Annotated in this window: 24 protein-coding genes; 8 read left to right on the forward strand and 16 right to left on the reverse strand. The window is 71.4% G+C overall.

The window, feature by feature from the left end:
• Nucleotides 1-5 precede the first annotated feature (5 nt).
• Nucleotides 6-332, reverse strand: coding sequence for a hypothetical protein (locus tag WD250_03665; GenBank protein ID MEX2619295.1), 327 nt, complete (start codon nt 330-332; stop codon nt 6-8).
• Nucleotides 329-1,777: a M20/M25/M40 family metallo-hydrolase gene (locus WD250_03670; GenBank protein MEX2619296.1), complete on the reverse strand. Its 1,449-nt coding sequence runs from the start codon at nt 1,775-1,777 to the stop codon at nt 329-331. Before WD250_03670 ends, WD250_03665 begins: the two co-directional genes overlap by 4 nt.
• A 231-nt stretch (nt 1,778-2,008) precedes the next feature.
• On the opposite strand from WD250_03670, the gene WD250_03675 reads away from it, so the two are divergent.
• Genes WD250_03675 through aat form a run of 6 tightly spaced genes read left to right on the forward strand, consistent with a single transcriptional unit; the run spans nt 2,009 to nt 6,882 of the window.
• Nucleotides 2,009-2,998, forward strand: coding sequence for a beta-ketoacyl-ACP synthase III (locus WD250_03675; protein MEX2619297.1), 990 nt, complete (start codon nt 2,009-2,011; stop codon nt 2,996-2,998).
• A gap of 47 nt (nt 2,999-3,045) precedes the next feature.
• Nucleotides 3,046-3,285, forward strand: a complete 240-nt coding sequence (locus WD250_03680) for an acyl carrier protein (protein MEX2619298.1) — start codon at nt 3,046-3,048, stop codon at nt 3,283-3,285.
• Complete coding sequence (locus WD250_03685; protein MEX2619299.1) at nt 3,282-4,520, forward strand: beta-ketoacyl-[acyl-carrier-protein] synthase II; 1,239 nt, start codon at nt 3,282-3,284, stop codon at nt 4,518-4,520. The genes WD250_03680 and WD250_03685 overlap by 4 nt, the downstream gene beginning before the upstream one ends.
• A gap of 37 nt (nt 4,521-4,557) precedes the next feature.
• A complete protein-coding gene (gene fabI / locus WD250_03690) occupies nt 4,558-5,343 on the forward strand; it encodes an enoyl-ACP reductase FabI (GenBank protein MEX2619300.1) in 786 nt (261 codons plus the stop codon).
• A gap of 46 nt (nt 5,344-5,389) precedes the next feature.
• A complete protein-coding gene (locus WD250_03695) occupies nt 5,390-6,250 on the forward strand; it encodes a patatin-like phospholipase family protein (GenBank protein MEX2619301.1) in 861 nt (286 codons plus the stop codon).
• Nucleotides 6,247-6,882, forward strand: coding sequence for a leucyl/phenylalanyl-tRNA--protein transferase (gene aat, locus WD250_03700; GenBank protein ID MEX2619302.1), 636 nt, complete (start codon nt 6,247-6,249; stop codon nt 6,880-6,882). Before WD250_03695 ends, aat begins: the two co-directional genes overlap by 4 nt.
• Nucleotides 6,883-6,913: 31 nt before the next feature.
• Here aat and WD250_03705 read toward each other — a convergent pair whose 3' ends face one another.
• From WD250_03705 to WD250_03760, 12 genes are all read right to left on the reverse strand, one after another.
• On the reverse strand, nt 6,914-7,348 hold the full coding sequence (locus WD250_03705; protein MEX2619303.1) for a DUF4870 domain-containing protein: 435 nt from the start codon (nt 7,346-7,348) through the stop codon (nt 6,914-6,916).
• A 250-nt stretch (nt 7,349-7,598) separates the two neighbouring features.
• Nucleotides 7,599-8,012 carry a PPOX class F420-dependent oxidoreductase gene (locus WD250_03710; GenBank protein ID MEX2619304.1) on the reverse strand — a complete coding sequence of 138 codons (414 nt, stop codon included), beginning with the start codon at nt 8,010-8,012 and terminating at the stop codon, nt 7,599-7,601.
• 31 nt (nt 8,013-8,043) lie between these two features.
• Nucleotides 8,044-8,343, reverse strand: a complete 300-nt coding sequence (gene hypC / locus WD250_03715) for a HypC/HybG/HupF family hydrogenase formation chaperone (GenBank protein MEX2619305.1) — start codon at nt 8,341-8,343, stop codon at nt 8,044-8,046.
• Between the two features lie 2 nt (nt 8,344-8,345).
• Nucleotides 8,346-8,606, reverse strand: a complete 261-nt coding sequence (locus WD250_03720; protein MEX2619306.1) for a hydrogenase/urease maturation nickel metallochaperone HypA — start codon at nt 8,604-8,606, stop codon at nt 8,346-8,348.
• 124 nt (nt 8,607-8,730) lie between these two features.
• Nucleotides 8,731-9,240: a hydrogenase maturation protease gene (locus WD250_03725; protein ID MEX2619307.1), complete on the reverse strand. Its 510-nt coding sequence runs from the start codon at nt 9,238-9,240 to the stop codon at nt 8,731-8,733.
• A gap of 5 nt (nt 9,241-9,245) precedes the next feature.
• Nucleotides 9,246-9,524, reverse strand: a complete 279-nt coding sequence (locus WD250_03730; GenBank protein MEX2619308.1) for a hypothetical protein — start codon at nt 9,522-9,524, stop codon at nt 9,246-9,248.
• A 149-nt stretch (nt 9,525-9,673) separates the two neighbouring features.
• Nucleotides 9,674-11,080, reverse strand: coding sequence for a hypothetical protein (locus WD250_03735; GenBank protein MEX2619309.1), 1,407 nt, complete (start codon nt 11,078-11,080; stop codon nt 9,674-9,676).
• Entirely contained in the window at nt 11,077-11,715 is a 639-nt protein-coding gene (locus WD250_03740) for a DUF6084 family protein (GenBank protein MEX2619310.1), read from the reverse strand. The genes WD250_03735 and WD250_03740 overlap by 4 nt, the downstream gene beginning before the upstream one ends.
• Nucleotides 11,712-12,419, reverse strand: coding sequence for a DUF5947 family protein (locus WD250_03745; protein MEX2619311.1), 708 nt, complete (start codon nt 12,417-12,419; stop codon nt 11,712-11,714). The genes WD250_03740 and WD250_03745 overlap by 4 nt, the downstream gene beginning before the upstream one ends.
• Nucleotides 12,416-12,961, reverse strand: a complete 546-nt coding sequence (locus tag WD250_03750; protein ID MEX2619312.1) for a NifU family protein — start codon at nt 12,959-12,961, stop codon at nt 12,416-12,418. Before WD250_03750 ends, WD250_03745 begins: the two co-directional genes overlap by 4 nt.
• A 23-nt stretch (nt 12,962-12,984) precedes the next feature.
• Complete coding sequence (locus WD250_03755; protein MEX2619313.1) at nt 12,985-14,781, reverse strand: nickel-dependent hydrogenase large subunit; 1,797 nt, start codon at nt 14,779-14,781, stop codon at nt 12,985-12,987.
• Nucleotides 14,782-14,807: 26 nt separating this feature from the next.
• On the reverse strand, nt 14,808-15,887 hold the full coding sequence (locus tag WD250_03760; protein MEX2619314.1) for a hypothetical protein: 1,080 nt from the start codon (nt 15,885-15,887) through the stop codon (nt 14,808-14,810).
• 245 nt (nt 15,888-16,132) lie between these two features.
• Here WD250_03760 and WD250_03765 point away from each other — a divergent pair, with 245 nt between their 5' ends.
• A complete protein-coding gene (locus tag WD250_03765; GenBank protein ID MEX2619315.1) occupies nt 16,133-16,282 on the forward strand; it encodes a hypothetical protein in 150 nt (49 codons plus the stop codon).
• A gap of 32 nt (nt 16,283-16,314) precedes the next feature.
• Nucleotides 16,315-17,571 (forward strand): TMEM143 family protein, encoded by a 1,257-nt coding sequence (locus WD250_03770; protein ID MEX2619316.1) that lies wholly within the window; start codon nt 16,315-16,317, stop codon nt 17,569-17,571.
• Between the two features lie 62 nt (nt 17,572-17,633).
• Here WD250_03770 and WD250_03775 read toward each other — a convergent pair whose 3' ends face one another.
• Both WD250_03775 and WD250_03780 read right to left on the reverse strand, forming a co-directional pair.
• Nucleotides 17,634-18,800: a phospholipase D-like domain-containing protein gene (locus WD250_03775; protein MEX2619317.1), complete on the reverse strand. Its 1,167-nt coding sequence runs from the start codon at nt 18,798-18,800 to the stop codon at nt 17,634-17,636.
• Nucleotides 18,800-19,066 carry a hypothetical protein gene (locus WD250_03780; GenBank protein ID MEX2619318.1) on the reverse strand — a complete coding sequence of 89 codons (267 nt, stop codon included), beginning with the start codon at nt 19,064-19,066 and terminating at the stop codon, nt 18,800-18,802. Before WD250_03780 ends, WD250_03775 begins: the two co-directional genes overlap by 1 nt.
• Between the last annotated feature and the right edge of the window lie 207 nt (nt 19,067-19,273).

The raw sequence follows: 19,273 nt of genomic DNA on the forward strand, positions 1-19,273 counted from the left end.
CCACCTTAGGTTCGCAGGCTCGCAACCTCGTCCTCGCACTCCGTGACGAACGCCTGCGCCGCGTCGATCCGTTCGTCGATGCGGGCGAGCTCGTCGAGCACCACGGTGCGTCGGCGGCCGAGCTCCTCGAGCAACGGGCGATCGGTGCGCTCGATGGTGCGTCGGACCCGGCGGTGCACGCCCGCAGCGGCGTCGCGGGTGCCCTCGGCGAACGCATCGACGCGTGCGCGCTCGGCGTGCAGGTACTCCCGGTACCGCAGGAGCGCGTCGCGTTCCTCCACCGCCCGCAGCATCGTGAAGTAGGCCGCGTCGTACTCGCTGCGCGGGCTCACGGCCGCGCCCCCGGGAGCTCGGCGAACAGGTACGCCTCCGCGAGACACGCCGCGCGCCAGTCGTCCAGGTGCAGGGACTCGTCGATGCCGTGCGCGCGCGTGTCAGGGTCCTCGACGCCGAGCAGCAGGGCGGGCGCGCCGCCGAACGCCGCCGAGAACGGCTCGACGAACGGGATGCTGCCGCCCACGCCGACGTAGGCGGCCGGATGGCCGTAGGCGGCGTAAAGCGCCCGTTCCGCGGCGGTGAAGACCCCACGGTGCTCGCCGTCGGGGTCGACGACGAACGGCCCGGCCGCGGCTCCCGGTGTCACCTGCGCGTGCAGGCCCCACGGCACGCTCTCCTCCAGCCAGCGGCACAGGACGTCCCTGGCCCGCGCCGGGTCCTGGCCCGGGGCCAGGCGCACGCTCACGCGGGCGCGGGCCACCGGCGTGATCGAGTTCGACGAGCCGTCGACGGGGGCGGCGTCGAGCCCGATGATCGTCGCGGCGGGCTGCAACCACAGGCGTTCAAGGACGCTCGCGTCGGGGTCGCCGACCAGTGCGACGCCATCCAGCACGCCCGCCTCCGCCCGGAAGGTGGCCGTGTCGAACGCCAGGGCGTCCAGGCGCGCACGCTCCTGCGCGCTCGGTCGGCGGGCGTCGGCGGTGAAGCCGGGGATGGCCACCGCCCCCGCGGCATCGGTGAGGCCGGCCAGCGCCTTGACCAGGCCGGTGACGGGGTCGGGGACCGGCCCGCCGTACATGCCCGAGTGCAGGGGGTGGTCCAGGCCGCGAACGGTGATCTCGGCATCGACCAGCCCGCGCAGCGCGTAGGTGATGGACGGGACCCCGACCTTCCAGTTCACGGTGTCGGTCAGGATCATGATGTCGGCCCGCAGGAGGTCGCCGTACCGCTCCAGCAGGCCGGGGAGATGCTCGCTGCCGGTCTCCTCCTCGCCCTCGACGATCACCTTCAGGTTGACCGGCAGTCGGCCGTGGACGCGCAGCCACGCGTCGACAGCGGCGACGTGCACCAGCACGCCCGCCTTGTCGTCCGCGCTGCCGCGCCCGTACAGCCGTCCGCCGCGCTCCGCGGGCTCGAACGGGGCGGAGGACCAGGCCTCCGGGTCTCCGGGCGGCTGGACGTCGTGGTGGGCGTAGCACAGCACCGTGGGGGCGTCGGGGCCGGCATGGCACCACTCGGCGTAGACCGCCGGGTGGGCGCCGTCCACCTCCAGCAGGTGCGCCTGCTCGAGCCCGGTCGCGGCCAGGAGGTCCCGGGTGGCCTCCGCGCTGCGGCGCACCGCCGCCGGGTCGAAGCCGGGCGCGCTCACGCTGGGGATGCGCACCAGGTCCTCCAACGCCGCGCGGTGGTCGGGCATGCGCCCCTCGAGCGCGGTGCGCACCGCCGCCATGATCGGCGCGCCGACGGCCGGCGCCTCTCCGTCGTGCGGCGTGCGGGTCATGGCCGCGATGCTAGGCGCCCACGAGCCCGCCGGCCACGGGGCCGGTCCCCGCTGCGCCGCCTGTTCGTGCAATCGCGACCGTGCCCCTGCCCACCTGACCGGGGGGAGAGGTTGACATTGACGTCGATGTCAATAGAGTGCAGAGCGTACTTTCCTTTCCCGCGCCGCAACCGCAGCCGCGAACCCCACGCCGCAACCAGGAAGGTCGCCGCCATCACGAACGACGCATCCATGCCCCGAGCCGTCATCGAGGGACTCGGCACCTGCGTGCCGCCGCGGGTGGTCACCAACGACGAGCTGGCCCGACATCTGGAGACGACTGACGAGTGGGTCCGGACCCGCACCGGGATCGAGCAGCGCTACGTCGTCGACCCGGGCACGTCCACCGCGGACCTCGCCGTCGAGGCCGGCGCGCGAGCGATGAAGTCCGCCGGCGCCGGCGACATCGACACCGTCATCATCGCGACCACCACCCCCGACCGCGTCTGCCCTTCGACGGGTCCTGAGGTGGCGGCCCGGCTCGGTCTGCCCAAGGTCGCGGCCTTCGACGTCCACGGTGCCTGTGCCGGGTTCATCTACGGACTCGCCACGGGCGCCGGCCTGCTCGCCGCGGGTGCCGCCCAGCGGGTGCTCATGATCGGCGCGGAGACCATGAGCAGCATGGTCAACCACCGCGATCGGACCACGGCGGTGCTGTTCGGCGACGGCGCCGGCGCGGTCGTGATGCGCCGGGAACGCTCCCCCGACGAGCCCGGCTCCGTGGGACCCTTCGACCTCGGCAGCGACGGGGACCTGTCCGACCTGCTCCAGGTGGAGGCCGGCGGCTCCCGCCGCCCCGCGGACGCCGACAGCGTCGCCGACGACGCCCACTTCCTGCGCATGGACGGCAAGGAGGTCTACCGGCAGGCTGTGCAGCGCATGGTCGAGTCGTCCCGCGCCGTCCTTGCCCGCGCGGGTCTGGAGGTCGCCGACGTCGACCGGCTCGTGGGCCACCAGGCCAACGCCCGCATCCTCGACGCGGTCGCCGACCGCCTCGGTGTGGCGTCCGAGCGCCGGGTGGTCAACGTCGCCCGCTACGGCAACACGTCCGCCGCCTCGATCCCCCTGGCGCTGGCCGACCTGGACCTGGAGCCCGGTGAGAAGGTTCTGCTCACCGCGTTCGGCGCCGGCCTGTCCTGGGGATCAACCATACTGACCTGGCCGCGCCTGTCGGCTGCCTAGCATCACCACCTCATCCCATAGCTCCACCCACAGAAAGAGGAGACCCAATGTCAGCTGTCTACGACCGTGTCAAGACCCTGCTGGTCGACAAGTTCGGCGTCCCCGAGGAGGATCTCAGCCCCGAGGCCACCTTCGAAGACCTCGACCTCGACTCGCTCGACCTCGTCGAGTTCGCGCTCGCCGCTGAGGAGGAGCTCGGTGTGCGCATCACCGACGAAGAGGCCGAGGACCTCGAGAACCTCCAGGACACCGTGAAGCTCCTGGAGTCAAAGGGTGCGAAGGTTTGAGCACAGCGACACACCGCACGACCCCCGTCGCGATCACGGGGCTCGGCCTCGCGACCCCCGCCGGACTGGGGACGCAGGCCAGCTGGGACGGGGTGTGCGCCGGCGTGTCCGCGGCGGCCACCGACCCGGTGCTCGAAGGCCTGACCGTCGACTTCTCCTGCCGGGTGCCCGGCTTCGATGCGGTCGAGCTGCTCGGGCGCAAGGCGGCCCGACGGCTCGACCGCTTCACCCAGCTCGCGATCGTCGCCGCCCGCGAGGCCATCGAGGACTCGGGCCTTGACCCGGCGACCTGGGACGGCGCGCGTGTCGCGGTCGTTCTCGGCTGCGGGATGGGCGGCGCCGAGACGTGGGAGGCCCAGCACCGCCGGCTGCTCGAACGGGGCCCCAGCCGCGTGTCGGCCATGCTCATCCCCATGCTCGTGCCGAACATGGTCGCCGGCATCGTGGCCATGGAGTTCGGAGCTCTGGGTCCCAACCTGGTCACCGCGACGGCCTGTGCGTCCGGCGCCACGGCCGTCGGCGTGGCGCGTGATCTGCTGCGCTCCGGCGCCTGTGACATCGCCATCACCGGGGGCACGGAAGCGGGACTGACGCCGCTGTCCATCACCGGGTTCGCCCAGATGCAGGCGCTGTCCACCCGCGGAGACGACCCCGCCCGCGCCTCCCGGCCGTTCGACGTCGCCCGCGACGGGTTCGTCGCCGCCGAGGCCTCCGGGGTGCTGATCATGGAACGCGTCGAGGACGCCGCGGCGCGTGGCGCGACCGTGCGGGGCCACCTCGCCGGCTACGGCGCCTCCGCCGACGCCCACCACATCACCGCACCTGACCCCGAGGGCTCGGGTGCCGAACGCGCCATGCGCAGCGCACTGGACGACGCCGGCATCAGCCCCGACGAGGTGACGCACGTGAACGCCCACGGCACCTCCACCCCGCTGAACGACGTGTCCGAAGCGCGCACGATCGGTCGGGTGCTCGGCGACCACGTCGCGGTGACCTCGACCAAGGGCGTCACCGGACACTCCCTCGGGGCCGCCGGCGCCATCGAGGCGGGCTTCAGCATCCTGGCCTTGCAGCAGCAGCGCATGCCGCCGACTGCGAACCTCGACAGCCAGGACCCCGAGATCGACATCGACATCATCGCCAAGGCGCCGCGCGACGGTGGCGTGGACGTCGTCATGAGCAACAGCTTCGGCTTCGGGGGGCAGAACGCCGTGCTGGTTCTGACGGGAGCATGACCATCCGTCCCCGCACACCCCCGGGCGCGCTGCGCTGATGGGGCTCCTCGACGGCAAGCGGCTACTGGTCACGGGCGTGCTCACCGACGCGTCCATCGCGTTCTCCGTGGCGCGGTGCGCCCAGGAGCAGGGCGCGCAGATCGTGCTCACCGGCTTCGGACGCGGCATGTCCATCACCAGACGCATCGCGAAGAAGCTGCCGGACGAACCCGACATCCTCGAGCTCGACGTCAGCCAGCCCGAGCACCTGGAGGCGGTCGCCGCCGACCTGGAGCGCCGCTGGGACGGACTCGACGGGGTCGTCCACGCGATCGGTTTCGCGCCCCCCTCGGCGATCGGTGGCGGATTCCTGACCGCGCCGTGGGAGGACGTCGCGATCGCCATGCACATCTCCACGTACTCGTTCCCCGCGCTGGCGCACGCCGTGGCACCGCTGCTGGCCAAGGCCGGGGGCGGGTCGATCGTCGGCCTGGACTTCGACGCCAGCGTGGCGTGGCCGTCCTACGACTGGATGGGCGTGGCCAAGGCCGGGCTGGAGGCCGCCTGCCGGTACACCGCCCGCGACCTCGGCTCCCAGGGCACGCGCGTCAACCTGGTGGCCGCGGGCCCCTTGAAGACGGTGGCCGCGAAATCCATCGCCGGCTTCACCGACTTCGAGCACTCCTGGTCACGGCGGGCCCCGTTGGGGTGGGACATCACCGACGCCGAACCCGTCGCGCGCGTCGTGTGCGCCCTGCTCAGCGACTGGATGCCCGCGGTCACCGGCGAGATCGTCCACGTCGACGGCGGCGCACACGCCATCGGGTCAGACATCGAGCAGTAGCCTGCTCGCTGGACACACGCGGACGCGCCCGCGACGATCAGCGGGGATGACACCGCCGCGGGCACCGGACCGTCGGCTGGGGGTCGTCCTCGGAGGAGGGGGCGTCCGCGGGCTGGCGCACGCGGGTGTGCTGACCGCGCTGGAGCGCGCCGGCATCGTGCCCTCCGTCATCGTCGGCGTGTCCATGGGCGCGGTGGTGGGCGCGGCCTACGCGGCCCGCACCGACTGGGCCGAGGCCCTCGAGGCGGTGGACCGCACCCACCTGCCCGCCTTCACCGATCCCCGCGAGAACGAGGGGCTGGAGCTCGTGCGAGCCGCCCTGCGCAGCGCGCGCAGGCTGGCGCCGACCTTCTGGACGTGGGGCCGTGTGGGCTATGAGGAGTACGGCCGCGCGACCATGGCGCAGGTGCTCGGGCCCGTCGCCACCTTCGCCGACACGCGCCTGCGGCTGGCCGTGGTCGCCACCGACCTGCACGCGGGGGAGCGGGTGGTGCTCACCGAGGGCGACCTGGTGCCCGCCACGCTGGGCAGCGCGGCGATCCCCGGCCTCGCCAAGCCGGTCGAGCTCGACGGCCGGGTGCTCATCGACGGCGGGTTCGCCGACCCCGCGCCGGTGGATGTCGCGCGTGCGCTCGGGGCCGAGGTGGTCCTCGCCGTCTACACCGGTCAGCACCTGGAGCCGAGCGACACCGACAACTGGCTCCTCACGCTGCTGCGGGGCCTGGAGATCGGCCAGCGCCAGTTCGCCCAGGAGCGCCTGGCGTCCGCCGACCTCGTCCTGCGGCCCGACTTCACCAAGCGGGTCAACGCCCTGAACTTCTCGGTGATCGATGACGTGGTCAGCCGCGGCGTGGCCTGCGGGCGGGCCAACGCCACCGTGGTCCAGGAGCTGCTCGCGGCCCGGTGAGTCGCTTCCCAGACCCCCGGTCCACGCCCGGCGACCAACCCCTCGCCCGGGGCGGGGACCTGGAGCCGGCGACCCTGCTCGACGCCTACACGCGCGGGATCTTCCCCTGGCCGGGTCCTGACGGCACGGTGTTCTGGTGGTCACCCGACCCTCGTGCGGTGCTGCCCCTCGACGGGCTGCACATCTCACGCAGCCTGCGCCGCACGCTGCGGTCCGAGCGGTTCCGCGGCACCCGCGACACGGCGTTCTCCGCGGTCGTGGCCGCCTGCGCCGACCGACCGGGGCACGGCACGTGGATCACCCCCGCGATGGCCGGCGCCTACGCGCGCCTGCATCGGCTCGGTCACGCGCACAGCGTGGAGGTGTGGGGCCCCGACGAGCAGCTCGTCGGCGGGGTGTACGGCGTCACCGTCGGCGCAGCCTTCATGGGCGAGTCCATGTTCCACCGCGCCGACGACGCCTCCAAGGTCGCGCTGGTCCACCTCGTCGAGCATCTGCGCGACCGGGGGTTCGCCCTCTTCGACGTCCAGCTGCCCACCCCCCACCTCGCCCGCATGGGCGCGGTCGAGGTCGCGCGCGACGCCTACCTGGAGCGGCTGGCGGTCGCGGTCACGCGCCCGGCGGCGTGGTAGCCGGGACACGTGCGCGACCGGAGGGCGCCCGCTACTTGGCGGCCCACTGCTCGGCGAGGTCACCGGCGACCGGCAGCTTGAAGTGCTCGAGGTTGTAGCCCTTGATGCACAGGATGACCCAGAGCACCAGCGAGCCGAGCCACAGCACTATCCCGACAAAGAATGTCAGGATTCCTCCGAACGGCAGCACCACCGCGATGATCTGCAGCGCGATCCACGCGACCGTGATCCCGCCGAACACGATGACCGACTGCGCCCCGTGGAACCGCACCTCGGGGTGCTTCTGGGTGAGGTACATGATGAGGCCGCCGATCCACCCGAACAGCAGGTAGCTCAGCAGACCGCCCACCTTCGGGTCCAGCCCGTCCGCGCTCGGCGGCCCGCCCTGCGGGACCCCCCCCGGCTGGCCGCCCTGTGGTGGGGGCATGGGGCTCCCGGGCGAGCCCGGGGTGCTGTCATCGGTCATCGTGATCTCCTCGTGTCGCTTTGGGGGCGTGCGTGCCAGGCACGGTGAACCGTGCCCCGCCGGACACACACCCACTCTGGGGGTGCCGCCGTACACCCGACGGTCATCCCGCACCCCACAAGAGTCGCCCCGATTGACCCGGATGTCAACGGGAGGTGCCGTTCCTCAGGAGCCGTTCTGGTTCTCCTCGGTTGCAGCGCGAGTGTCGGCATCCAGGGCGGTCGCTTCGCGGCCGGGTGCTGCGTGGCGTCTATCGGGCCCACGGCCCCACGCCGCCGACGGAGGAGACGGCGATGCGCGTCACGTAGCCCTCGGGCGGGTCCGGCATCGGCGGGAACGTGACGTCCGGGCCGAGGTAGCGGTGGGCCAACCGCTGGAGCAAGGCGGGCCCGCCGCCCTCGGTCACCGTCGCGGCACCTTCCACGACCAGATACGGGCGCAGCCCGTGCTCGTTCACCTGACCCGATTCGAACGACACCACCGCCCGGGGATGCCGGCGGAGGTTGTCCAGCTTGCGCTGGTTGAACAAGGTCGCGAACAGCAGGTCGTCGCCGTCGACGTCGAACCAAGCCAGCGTCACGTGCGGACGACCGTCCGGGTTCATGGTGACGAGGTGTCCGTAGGCGCCGGAGGTCACGAGGTCGCAGGCGGCTTCCCCGAGCACAGCGTCTCCGATCGTATGGCTCTCGGTGACCCTACCGAGTGGCGGACCAGCCGGGTGGCAGATCCCCGCCGGCCCCCTCCGCCGGGGGGCCGGCGTGCGGCAAACCGGAGCCGAGCAGTTGCAGGCCCTGCATGGCCTCGGTCGCCTCCTGCTCGCTGATGACCTCCAGGGCGAAGCCGACGTGCAGGAGCACCCAGTCACCGATCTCCAGGCCCGCGTCGCGCACCAAGCCGATGTTGATGGTGCGGGGCACACCGGTGACGGCGACGGTGGCGAGCTGGTCGCTGTCGTCGGAGAACGCGAGCACCTGGCCGGGGATGCCGAGGCACATCGCTACGCCTTCGTCTCGGCCGGCAACGGCTCGCGGTACTCGATCCACTCGAGGAGGAGCTCGTCGCCGCCGACCATGGTGAGGTGGGTCGTGGCCTCCGCGGCCACGCCACCGGCCGCGACCAGCTCGAAGTTCTGCTGGAACGCCTCGGGCGCCACGCCCAGCTGCGTGCCCACCTGCACACCCACCCGGGCCACGGGTCGGCCCTGTGCCCGCCGCTCCACAGCGGCGAGGACTCCTTGGCACATACCGAGCTCATGCATGGCGCTCACATCCTGCGGATCCGCAGGTACCTGCGGATGTCGGAAGCGGACGCGACCATGGCCGCCAGCACGGCCAACCCCAGCACGGCGATCACGATCAGGAAGATGATGCCGAGGATCTCCATCAATGCTCCTTTGCTGCGGCTGCGGGTGTGCTGGCGCCGTCGGCGACGTTGCCGAGCAGCTCTCTGACCGCCGCGATCGCCACATCGACGGCATCGGCGACGGCCGGGGACAGCCCCATGCCCTCGCCCACATCGGCCGGCTTGCAGCCCACCAGCAGCGTGCGCGGCGGGCTGCCACCGAGGGTGCGCAGGCTCGTGAAGACCGTCGCCGGGTCCATGCTGTGCGCGTCGAGCTGCGGGCGGCCGTCGTCGGGATCGACCTCGATGACCGCCACGTCGCCGGGCCGGCCGCCGTCGCCGACGTCATCGACCGTGTCGAGCAGGATCAGCAGGGCGTACTCGTCGAGCAGGTCGTAGGCGAGGTGGATGCCGCCGATGCCGTAGTCGGCGACCCGGACGCCTGCCGGCAGGCCGGCGCCCTCGAGGCGGCGCGCCACCTCGCAGCCGAACCCGTCGTCGCTGAGGAAGATGTTGCCCACCCCGGCGACCAGCACGCCGTGCCGGCTCACGGCGCTCAACCGCCCTGGTCGCCGGTCTTGAGCCGGGGCATCGACGGGAGAATGGGATCGAGCGGGTTGACGCCGGACCACTCCTGCGCGGAGTGCTGCTGGCCCCGGCCCCGACGCGGTCCGGACGGCCCGCGCCGGTTGCGGGCGTCGGGGTCGCTCATGCCCCGGCTGCCCGGCGCGCCGCGTGCCGCCTGGGGCTCGGGCTCCTCGAAGCGCCCGGGCGGCCAGGGGTGAGCCGTCTCGAGCTCGGCCGGGCCGGTGAGGGTTCCTCGCTTGTTCGGCATGGTCAGTCTCCTCCTGTGGCTACATGCGCTTGATGCGGATGTAGCGCTTGATGTCGTCGGCCGACGCGACGGTCGCTGCCACGAGCACGGCCAGCAGCCCGATCACGATCGAACGGAAGAACCACTTCTCCACCATCTCCGACCCTCCTCTAGTCGTCCGGGCGCGGTCGGATCGCACCCGATGCCTGCACCGGCTCCACCTCGTCGGGGTGGTAGTACAGATAGCGCCGCGCCGCCTCGTGCAGATCGGCTGCGGGATCGTCTTCGAGCGTCACCCCGACATAGGTGTCGCCGTCCAGATCGCGTTCGATGGCCGCCACCCGGGCGATGCGACCGGCGGCGAACAGGTCCTGGGCGTCGGCCCGCCGGCTCGGCCGCAGCCGCACGCGGTCGCCCACCGCCACCGCCTGACCGCCGACCGTGACCTGCTCCAGCGGCGCCTCGTCCACGCCGAGGAACTCCATGAGCTCGTGGTCGAGCATCTTGCGGTGCTCGCCGCGGTCCCCGCGGTCCCCGGGGTCCGCAGCCGCTGTCATGACCGGGGGGTCGAACTGGCGGACCGCGCCGTGCAGACGCTCCATGACCTCGGGCGGCAGGTGGTCGGCCCGGTCGATCACCTGTGCCGCCCGCGGGTCGGTGGCGCGGGCGTGGCGCTTCTCCTCGTCGGTGAGCGCCTGCACGGCCAGCATCAGCAGCTCGTCGATCTCCGTGGCGTCGAACGCGTCGCCGGTGCTCTCCGGCGCGAGCTGGGGGTGGTCGGCCAGGATGATCGGCGAGGACAGCACCACGTCGTCGCGGCCGTGTGTACCGGCCAGCACCGGGTAGGTGTGGCGGTTGGTGAGCGAGGCCACCCAGCCCTGCGCCCATTCCGGCGGGTCTGTGAGGGACGCGAACGAGCCGAGATCCGCCGCGAGCAGGAGGTGCACGCCGATCAACGACCGGCGCATCACCTCGTCGCGCGCCGCGCCGGTCGCCGCCCATGGGGTCGTGTTGCGCACCGTGGTGGTCACCCGCACCACCCCATCGTCGAGCCGCTCTGCGGTGACGCGCAGCACCCCGGTCAGCGGCTCGTCGGTGCGCACCACCCGCCCGGCCGAGCCCCCGGCGCCGAGTGGCTCCTCGCTGCGGGCGGCGGGCAGCGCGATCTCCACCACCTGCTCGGCCGCCAGCAGGTCGTCGACGGCCAGGGCTCCCGTGGACACCTCGTGCTCGAGGCCTTCGTCCCAGGAGGTGACCAGCTGCCCGTCGACCTCCGTCTGCTCCACCCACCGGTGCGCCCCGGCCTCCAGCACCTCGACCGCCCGGCGGCGCACGCGCAGGAACCGCACGATCACCTCGACGCGGGTCGCGGGGCCCACGCGCAGCAGGCACTGGCTGACCACCTCGTCGGGTTCGGTGCTGCCGGCCACGACCTGGGCGGTGGGCACCACCACGCCGAACTGCCACCGGTAGCGGTTCTTGGTCGCCGAGCTGCGGTACGGGAACAGCACGTAGCCCTCGTAGAGGACCGCGTCGGCCACCCGCCGGGCGCCGGCGAGCGCGTCGGCGCCGGTCACGACCCGAGCTCCACGTTGCCCATCAGACGCTCGACGGTGTCGTCCCAGGTCGGCAGGGCGTGACGGGCCTTGTAGGCCATCAGGGCGTCGAGGGTCTCGCGGCGCAGCCGCAGCCAGCCGCCGTCGGGGAAGTGGGCGTCCATCATCTGCCGCCACACCGCGACGGGCAGGCGGTGGCGGGCCTCGCGGTCCCAGGGAATCTGCGCCGCCTGCAGGCCGCGGGGCCCGCGGGTGAAGACCGTGCCGCTGAACAGCAGCAGCAGCGGGATCTCCCCGCCGCGCAGCGCGTGGAAGTACTTGCCGGCGGCGACCTCCAGGTCGTAGCTGCACTCCACCGGCAGGTCGACATCGGTGGCACCGTCGAAGCGTCCGACGGACGTGGCGACGTGGGCCCACACGAAAGACTTGACGGTGTCCCCCCACCGGTGGGGTTCGCCGAAGACCTCCAGCAGCCGCTCCTGCTCGCCGTCGTCGTAGCGGCGCTGGTCGGCCTCGACGCGGATCTGGCAGCGCAGCACGATCGAGTCGATGGTCTGGCCCCCGCCCGCGGCGATGCGCAGGCGCACGCCGAGCGTCGGCACGAGGGCGAAGGGCATCGGCTCGGCACCGACGACGGCGAATGTGAGGTCGCTCATGCCGGTGCCGCCCCGCTGGACTGCTGCTCCCGCCCGCGGCCGAGGGGCCGGCTGCGGACGGCGAGCTCGTCGAAGAACGCGGCGATGCGCTCGCGCGCCTCCCGCCCGCCGTCGAAGCCGCGCCAGTGCAGTCGCAACCGGCCGACGAGCTCGTAGCAGCGGTCGATCGGGACGATGAAGCACTCGGCCGGCGCGTCGGTGCGGAAGCGCACCAGCGCCGCCTCCGTGTCGGCCTCCACGGCCCGCAGCGCCGGGTTGGCGCCGACCACCTCGTCCCAGGCGTCGAGCGGGAGCTCGGACTCGGTGGCGCCGGCCGGGCTGGGGTAGAAGCCCACGGTGCGCTCGGGCTCGGAGCGGCGCAGGAAGAAGGCGATGCCGACGGGGACCTGCAAGGCGGCCCACTGCTGGGCCTCGAGGGCGAACGGCTCGAGGCGGGCAAGGCGCTCGGGCACGACGCGGTAGCGTCCCCCGGCGGCGCCGGGCTCGGTGAACAGCAGGGCGCACCCCCGGCAGGTGCACAGCAGACCCTGACGGTCGAGGTCGACGACGTGGCGGTGGCGGTCGTCGGGGCGGATCGGGTCGTCGAGGGTCTCGGCGCACAGCTCGCAGGTCTTGCCCGGTGTCCCGGCCGGCCCGGGGGAGAGGAAGCGGCGCAGCGGGGTGTCGGGCGCGTCCACCCCCACGAAGCGCGACAGGCCGCTCACGAGACGACCGATCCCAGCCGCCCGACCGGCCGCACGAACAGCGTGTCGGGGTGGATCAGGCCGTTGGTGGACGGCGCCGTCGCCTGGGTGACCTCCACGTGCCCGACGTCGGGCACACCGGCCGCCACCGCGTCCTGCACCGCCTGCTCGAGGCCCTCCGCACCGCACCCGGTGATGCCCTCCAGACGCAGGCGCACCACGTCGGCGCCGACGCCGAGCACGACGACGTCCGCGCCGCGGGGCTCCAGCAGCGGACGCACTTCCTCCAGGGCTGCCTGCACCCGGTGGACCAGGGCGGTGGGGTGCAGGTCGTGCAGCGCGAGCAGCCCCGTCAGAAGCGGATCGGCGCCGACGGTGGCCAGACGGTCGGGGGCCGCCTCGGCCAGCACGTCGAGCAGCCGCTCCAGAGCGGCCCCGTACATGCCGACCAGCTCGCCGACGAGCTGCTCGGCCGCCGTGCCGGCGGCCGGCTCGGTGGCGGCGATCACGTCGAGCAGCGCCTCCACCCGGCGGCCGGTCGCGTCCACGTCGATGGTCGTCATGTCCGTCCTCCCCGTCGCGGTCGTCAGGCCTCGGGGTTGCCCGCCGGGGAGTGGAGCTGCTTCAGCACCTTGCCGCGGCCGAGGTACTGGTGCACCCCGCAGGGCAGGCAGGGGTCGAAGCTGCGGACCGTGCGCATGACGTCGATGCCCTTGAAGTTGTCGGCGTCGTTCTCCTCGAAGATGGGCTGGCCCTGCACGGCGTCCTCGTAGGGACCGGGGGTGCCGTACACGTCACGCGGGCTGGCGTTCCACGGCGTGGGGGGGTAGGGGTGATAGTTGGCGATCTTGCCGTCGCGGATGACCAGGTGGTGGCTGAGCACGCCGCGCACCGCCTCGTGGAACCCGCAGCCGATCGCGTCGTCGGGCACCTCGAACGGTGTCCAGGTGTCGGTGTTGCCGGCCCTGCACTCATCCAGGGCGATCTGCACGAAGTGCAGCGCGCACGCGGCCGAGTAGGCCTGGAAGTAGCTGCGGGCGCGGTTGCGCTCGAGCGTGTTGGACCGCTCGGGGACGTTCCACTCGAGCGTCTGCTCCCCCATGGTGGCGGTCTTGGGCAGGTTGATCTTCACGCTGTGGCCGGTCGACTGCGCGTAGCCGATGTCCACCAGGTTGGCCAGGGCGGTCACCCACAGCCGGGGCAGTGGCCCCCCACCGGTGTCCATGGCCAGGTTGTCCTTGCCGTCGAACCAGCGCGGCGACATGACCCAGGTGTACTGGTTGTCGAAGTCGCGCTTGTCGGGCTGGGGCAGCGTCGTCTGGTTCCAGGGGTGGCGGCGGTCGACGGGGTTGCCGAGCGGGTCGCGCGTGACGAACATCTCCTCGTGCTCCCAGTCGTCGTAGTACGACGAGCCGAGCAGGATGCGGATGCCGAGGTTGATGTCCACGAGGTTGGTGGTGATGAGCTTGCCGTCGACCACGATGCCTGGGGTCACGAACATCTTGCGGCCCCAGTGCTCCATGTTCTCGTAGCGGAAGTCGCAGTGGTCGGGGTCCTGGAACGCCCCCCAGTTGCCGATCATGATGCGCCGGTCGCCGACCTGCTCGTAGCCGGGGATGGCCTGGTAGAAGAAGTCGAACAGGTCGTCGTGCAGCGGCACGTTCTTCTTCATGAACTCCACGTAGCGCATGAGCCGCACGAGGTAGTCGGTGAACAGCTGCACGGTCGCCTGCGTGCCGACGCCACCGGGGTACAGCGTGGACGGGTGGACGTGGCGGCCCTCCATCAGGCAGAACATCTCGCGGGTGTAGCGCGAGACCTGCAGGCCCTCCAGGTACAGCTCACCCTCCAGGGGGTTGAGCGCGGTCATGATGTCGGCGATCGTGCGGTAGCCGTGCAGCCCGGCGTTGGGGGCCTCGGCCTTCTTGGCCTGCTCCCACACGCTCGGGTTCGTCTCGCGGACCATCTTCTCGCAGTAGTCCACGTCCACGAGGTTGGTCTGGAAGATCGCGTGGTCGAACATGTACTCGGCGGCCTCGCCGAGGTTCATGATCCACTCGCCCATCGGCGGGGGTGCGATCCCGTACGCCATGTTCTGGGCGTACACGGAGCAGGCCGCGTGGTTGTCCCCGCAGATGCCGCAGATGCGGCTGGTGATGAAGTGGGCGTCGCGTGGGTCCTTGCCCTTCATGAACACGCTGTAGCCGCGGAAGACATGCGAGGTGCTGTAGCACTCCACGACCTCGCGCTGCTTGAAGTCGATCGTGGTGTAGATCCCGAGGCTCCCGACGATGCGGGTGATCGGGTCCCAGGCCATCTCGACCAGGTCCTGCTTGCCCCCCTTGCGCGTGCTCGGCTTGGCGACGTCGGCGGTATGGGTCATGGCGGTCTCCTTCGTCGGTGTGCGCGTCAGCGCCAGTTGGGCTTGTAGCCGGTGGTGAGCCTGGGGCCGCTATGGCGCCACTTGGGCTCCTTGTCGAGCGTCTTGGCGGTCATGGTCCGCAGGCGGCGGATCATCTTGCCGTAGCCCCCGATGGCGGCACTGGAGACGGTGGCGCCGGGTGGCTCGTCCATGAACGGCATGAACTTGTCGGGGAAGCCGGGCATCGTGCAGGCGATGCAGATGCCGCCGACGTTCGGGCAGCCGCCGATGCCGTTGACCCAGCCGCGCTTGGGCACGTTGCACTTCACGACCGGCCCCCAGCAGCCGATCTTCACCAGGCACTTCTGCGAGTTGTAGTCCTCGGCGAAGTCGCCCTGCTCGTAGTACCCGGCGCGGTGGCAGCCCTCGTGGACCGTGGCGCCGAACAGCCACGTCGGTCGCAGCTTCTCGTCCAAGGGGATCATCGGTGCCTGGCCGGTGGCCTGGTAGAGCAGGTACAGGAACGTCTCGGACAGGTTGTCGGGATGGATCGGGCAGCCCGGCACGTTGACGATCGGGATCCCGGCCGGTGTGGTGAAGTCCCAGCCGAGCAGGTCAGCCACGCCCATCGCGCCGGTGGGGTTGCCCTCCATCGCGTGGATGCCGCCGAAGGTCGCGCACGTGCCGACGGCGACCACCGCCAGCGCCTTCGGCGCGAGGCTCTCCACCCAGTCGCTGGTCGTGCGCGGCTGGCCGGTCTTGGGATCGTTGCCGAAGGCGGCCCAGTAGCCCTTCGAGATGATCTTCTCGTTGGGGATCGACCCTTCGACCACCAGGACGAAGGGCGCGTCGAGCTTGCCCGCCTCGGCCTCGAAGAACCAGTGGATGAAGTCGTCGCGGACGCCCACGGGCCCGTTCTCGTAGTCGATCAACGGCCAGTGGAAGTGGACCTTCGGCAACCCGGGCAGGACGCCCAGGGCGATGTCCTCGATGCTCGGCTGGGTCGCCGAGGTGAGGGCGACCGAGTCGCCGTCACAGCTCAGTCCCGCGTTGATCCACAGGACGTGGACCTCATCGGTGTTGACGTCGGGCTTGTCCCGCATGGTGGGGACGTCGACCGCGGTCATCGCAACCTCCCGCCGTGCCCGTTGCGGCGCCGGTCAGCGGCTTGGGTGGGCACGGCGCGCCGACCATACGCATAGCCACCGGGTTTCCGTAAGTGCAAGGGCCATACATGTCTTGTGCAGAAAGAGGTCCCCGTTCAGGTGATAGACGCACGTGTGTGTGAATGGCATATTCCTGCACGGCGTGACGACGCGGGACGGCGAGCGGTAGGTTGCACGCCGAACCACACGCCACGAAGGGACGTCCGATGCGCGGCAGCACACAGGTCACCTACGACGACTGGCCGCTCTACCACTACGCCGACGACAGCGAGCCTGGCGACACGGCGGGTCAGGGTGTCGGGGACGTGTGGTGGCTGCTGGCCCCGGCCGGCGAGCCCGTTCGTGACGCCGAATAGCGCCCGCAACAGCGCGGCGAGCTGACTCGACGATGCCGGCAGGTGCGGCAACCCAGCGCTTCATCCCGTTTCGCCGCAGCGACCTGGTCGGCATGCTCGACGAGGATGGGCGGCTCCCGCAACCGGAGCAGGACCGCTTCCGGCCGTTCGCCACCCTGCTCAATGCCGTGTTCCACCACGAGTTCCACTCCCGCCTCGAGGCGTTGAAGGACGCCTACGCCCCGTTCAACCCCGATCCTGACACCCGGGCCGTGCGCCGCTACGACGGCCAGGACCGCGATGCCGCCCGGCGCCGGTTGGTCGAGGGGCTGCGCGAGCTGCTCGATCATGGCAACTTCGAGCCGATCTCCGAGCAGGACCTGCAGAGCGCCTTCGAGGAGGAGTCGCTGCTCGAGCTGCACCTGACCGTGGACAGGACCGACTTCGACGATGTGCTGTTCTTCCGCCGTGGCATGACGGTGCGCGAGGAGGAGCTCACCAGCTGGTTCGGCCTCCGGCGGCGCACGGTGGTCTTCACCAACTACGAGAAGGTTCTCATGCTCGTCACGTTCAAGGACGCCGAGCACTTCGCCGACCAGGACACCGACGAGCTGCCGTTCACCCCGGGATCGACCATCCTCAAGCTCTTCCAGGACGTGCCCCGCGCCGACCTGGAGATGCTGTTTCCCAACGCCGAGCCGCGCATGCGCGTCATCGACAAAGTCATGATCGGGGTGCCGGCGTTCGTGAGCGGGATCGTGATCGTGTCCACCAAGCTGCTGACCACGCTCGGCCTGCTGCTCCTGCTGGCCGGGTTCTGGCTCGGGTTGCGCGATGAGCCGATCGAGCTCGACCAGGCGACCCTCGTGACCCTCGGCGCCGGTCTGGGCTCGCTCGGGGGGTACCTGACCCGCCAGCTCAACAAGTTCAAGAAGCGCAAGATGGAGTTCATGAAGACCCTGTCGGACAACCTGTACTTCCGCAACCTCGACAACGACACCGGGGTGTTGCACCACCTGATCGACGACGCGGAGGAGGAGGAGGCCAAGGAGGCGCTGCTCGCCTGGTACTTCCTGCGCACCGCAGACCGTCCCCTGACCGCCGGCCAGCTCGACGAGCGGATCGAAGCCTGGTTCCGCGACCGTTGGGACCTGGAGATGGACTTCGAGGTCGACGACGGGGTCGACAAGCTGCGCGAGCTGCGGCTGGTCACGCAAGCCGACGGGGAGCGACTCGCGGCAGTCCCGATGGACGAGGCGATGCGCCGGCTCGACGAGCGCTGGGACCGGTACTTCCAGTACGACCGGTAGCCGCTCGACAAGGCCCAGGCGAGGTGACGGGACTCCATCCGGCGAGGCGCCGGTCGGGTGGGTCAGATGAACCAGGAGACCGCGGACGCGATCTGCTCGACCCCGCGCTGCAGCGGGTTGCGGCGACGCCAGCGATCGAGGTCGATGGCTTCGGAGCGCGCCCAGTCCTCGACGAAGTGGCCGTCGAGCACCCCCGCGAGCGCGGCGTCGAACGCCACGAGCACGATCTCCTCGTCGTGGGCGAACGTGCGGGCGTTGAGGTTGGCCGAGCCGATGCACGCGACGACGTCGTCGACCAGGGTGATCTTCGCGTGCAGCATCGACGGCTGGAAGTTGGCGATCGCCACGCCCGAGTCGAGCAGCGGACGGTACACGTCCTCGCCCGCCACCTGGACGAAGCGCTTGTCCGCGTGGGGTCCGGGCAGGAGAACCTGGACCTCGACGCCACGTTCCGCCGTCTGCTGCATCAGGCGCAACGTGGTCGGATCGGGGGAGAAGTACGCGGTGGCCATGCGCACCCGACGCTCGGCCAGCCGCAATAGCGTGCGCACGACCGTCGTGATATCGCTCCAGCCCGCCTGCGCCTGCCCGCGCACGGTGAGGAGGTCGACGTCGCCGACCGCCGCCTGGATGGGGAAGGTGTCCACCCCGGCGTCCCAGTCCGGCTGCCCCGTCTCCGCCCAGTTCCCGGTGAAGGCCGCACGCAGGCCCTCAACCGCGGGACCGGTGACGCGGAAGTGCGTGTCGCGCCACTCACCGGCGTGGCGGGCGTCGCCCGCCCACTCGTCGGCGATGCCGACCCCGCCGGTGAACGCGACGGTCTCGTCGCAGACCAGCACCTTGCGATGCGTCCGGTGGTTCCAGCGCCACACGCGGGGGTCGGTCATGGGACGGAACCACTCGACGCGGACGCCGGCGGCCTCCATCCGCGACACCCACGCACGGTTCATCTTGCGCGCTCCGAGCGCATCGAGGAGGACCCGCACGCGGACGCCGCCGGACGCCCGCTCCGCCAACGCGTCCGCGAACGTCCGGCCGATGGCACCGTCCCAGTAGATGAAGGTCAGCAGGTCGACCGTCCGCTCGGCCGCGCGGATGGCCTCGAGCATCGCCGGGAAGATCTCGTCGCCGTTGCGCAGCACGTCGACGCGGTTGCCCACAGCGGTTGGAGCGCCAAGCAGCGCCTCGAGGTGGCGCTGGTAGCGGCGCGCGTCGTCGTGCACGACCATCACGGTGCCACATCGTGACGGCGCCTTGCACCGTCGCCACGATTCTCGGCCCATGCCCTTGGCCCGACCGCCCTACCGATCCCCGGCCCGATGCGGTCCCACAGCGCGCCGGTGGCGAGCTGCCCGATGCCCCAGACGGCGGGGGCGATCGCGACCAGCAGCCCGACCCGGGCCACGCCGAGGCCGGCGAGCGCGAAGTAGATCAGGAACAGCCCCCAGGCCATGCCCTCGTTCAGGTTGTTGACCAGCCCCGCCTGGCTCGCCACCGACGCACTAGTCCCGCCGGGGGGTTTGTGGTGTCAGCGGGGCGAACCCGTATCCCGGTGATCACTCTGCGCGCTGTTTCATATACGGAAAGATATGACGCCCACATCTCGGAGGCTGCACCGATGAGGACCTCCCCCGGCCCGCTGCCCGCGCTCGGCCGCGAGGACGGCGCCATCGCCGTGCTCGCCAGTGTCCTGTTGCTCATC

It is taken from the genome of Egibacteraceae bacterium (assembly GCA_040905805.1).
Classification (GTDB): domain Bacteria; phylum Actinomycetota; class Nitriliruptoria; order Euzebyales; family Egibacteraceae; genus DATLGH01.

Excerpts from the sequence above, each read along its gene's own strand:
- WD250_03720 (MEX2619306.1), bottom strand. The coding sequence starts at position 8,606 with ATGCATGAGCTCGGTATGTGCCAAGGAGTCCTCGCCGCTGTGGAGCGG.
- WD250_03755 (MEX2619313.1), bottom strand. The coding sequence starts at position 14,781 with ATGACCCATACCGCCGACGTCGCCAAGCCGAGCACGCGCAAGGGGGGC.
- WD250_03765 (MEX2619315.1), top strand. The coding sequence starts at position 16,133 with ATGCGCGGCAGCACACAGGTCACCTACGACGACTGGCCGCTCTACCAC.
- WD250_03680 (MEX2619298.1), top strand. The coding sequence starts at position 3,046 with ATGTCAGCTGTCTACGACCGTGTCAAGACCCTGCTGGTCGACAAGTTC.
- WD250_03770 (MEX2619316.1), top strand. The coding sequence starts at position 16,315 with ATGCCGGCAGGTGCGGCAACCCAGCGCTTCATCCCGTTTCGCCGCAGC.
- WD250_03760 (MEX2619314.1), bottom strand. The coding sequence starts at position 15,887 with ATGACCGCGGTCGACGTCCCCACCATGCGGGACAAGCCCGACGTCAAC.
- WD250_03775 (MEX2619317.1), bottom strand. The coding sequence starts at position 18,800 with ATGGTCGTGCACGACGACGCGCGCCGCTACCAGCGCCACCTCGAGGCG.
- WD250_03740 (MEX2619310.1), bottom strand. The coding sequence starts at position 11,715 with ATGAGCGACCTCACATTCGCCGTCGTCGGTGCCGAGCCGATGCCCTTC.
- WD250_03705 (MEX2619303.1), bottom strand. The coding sequence starts at position 7,348 with ATGACCGATGACAGCACCCCGGGCTCGCCCGGGAGCCCCATGCCCCCA.
- WD250_03695 (MEX2619301.1), top strand. The coding sequence starts at position 5,390 with ATGACACCGCCGCGGGCACCGGACCGTCGGCTGGGGGTCGTCCTCGGA.
- WD250_03670 (MEX2619296.1), bottom strand. The coding sequence starts at position 1,777 with ATGACCCGCACGCCGCACGACGGAGAGGCGCCGGCCGTCGGCGCGCCG.
- WD250_03730 (MEX2619308.1), bottom strand. The coding sequence starts at position 9,524 with ATGCCGAACAAGCGAGGAACCCTCACCGGCCCGGCCGAGCTCGAGACG.
- hypC (MEX2619305.1), bottom strand. The coding sequence starts at position 8,343 with ATGTGCCTCGGCATCCCCGGCCAGGTGCTCGCGTTCTCCGACGACAGC.
- WD250_03750 (MEX2619312.1), bottom strand. The coding sequence starts at position 12,961 with ATGACGACCATCGACGTGGACGCGACCGGCCGCCGGGTGGAGGCGCTG.
- WD250_03675 (MEX2619297.1), top strand. The coding sequence starts at position 2,009 with ATGCCCCGAGCCGTCATCGAGGGACTCGGCACCTGCGTGCCGCCGCGG.
- fabI (MEX2619300.1), top strand. The coding sequence starts at position 4,558 with ATGGGGCTCCTCGACGGCAAGCGGCTACTGGTCACGGGCGTGCTCACC.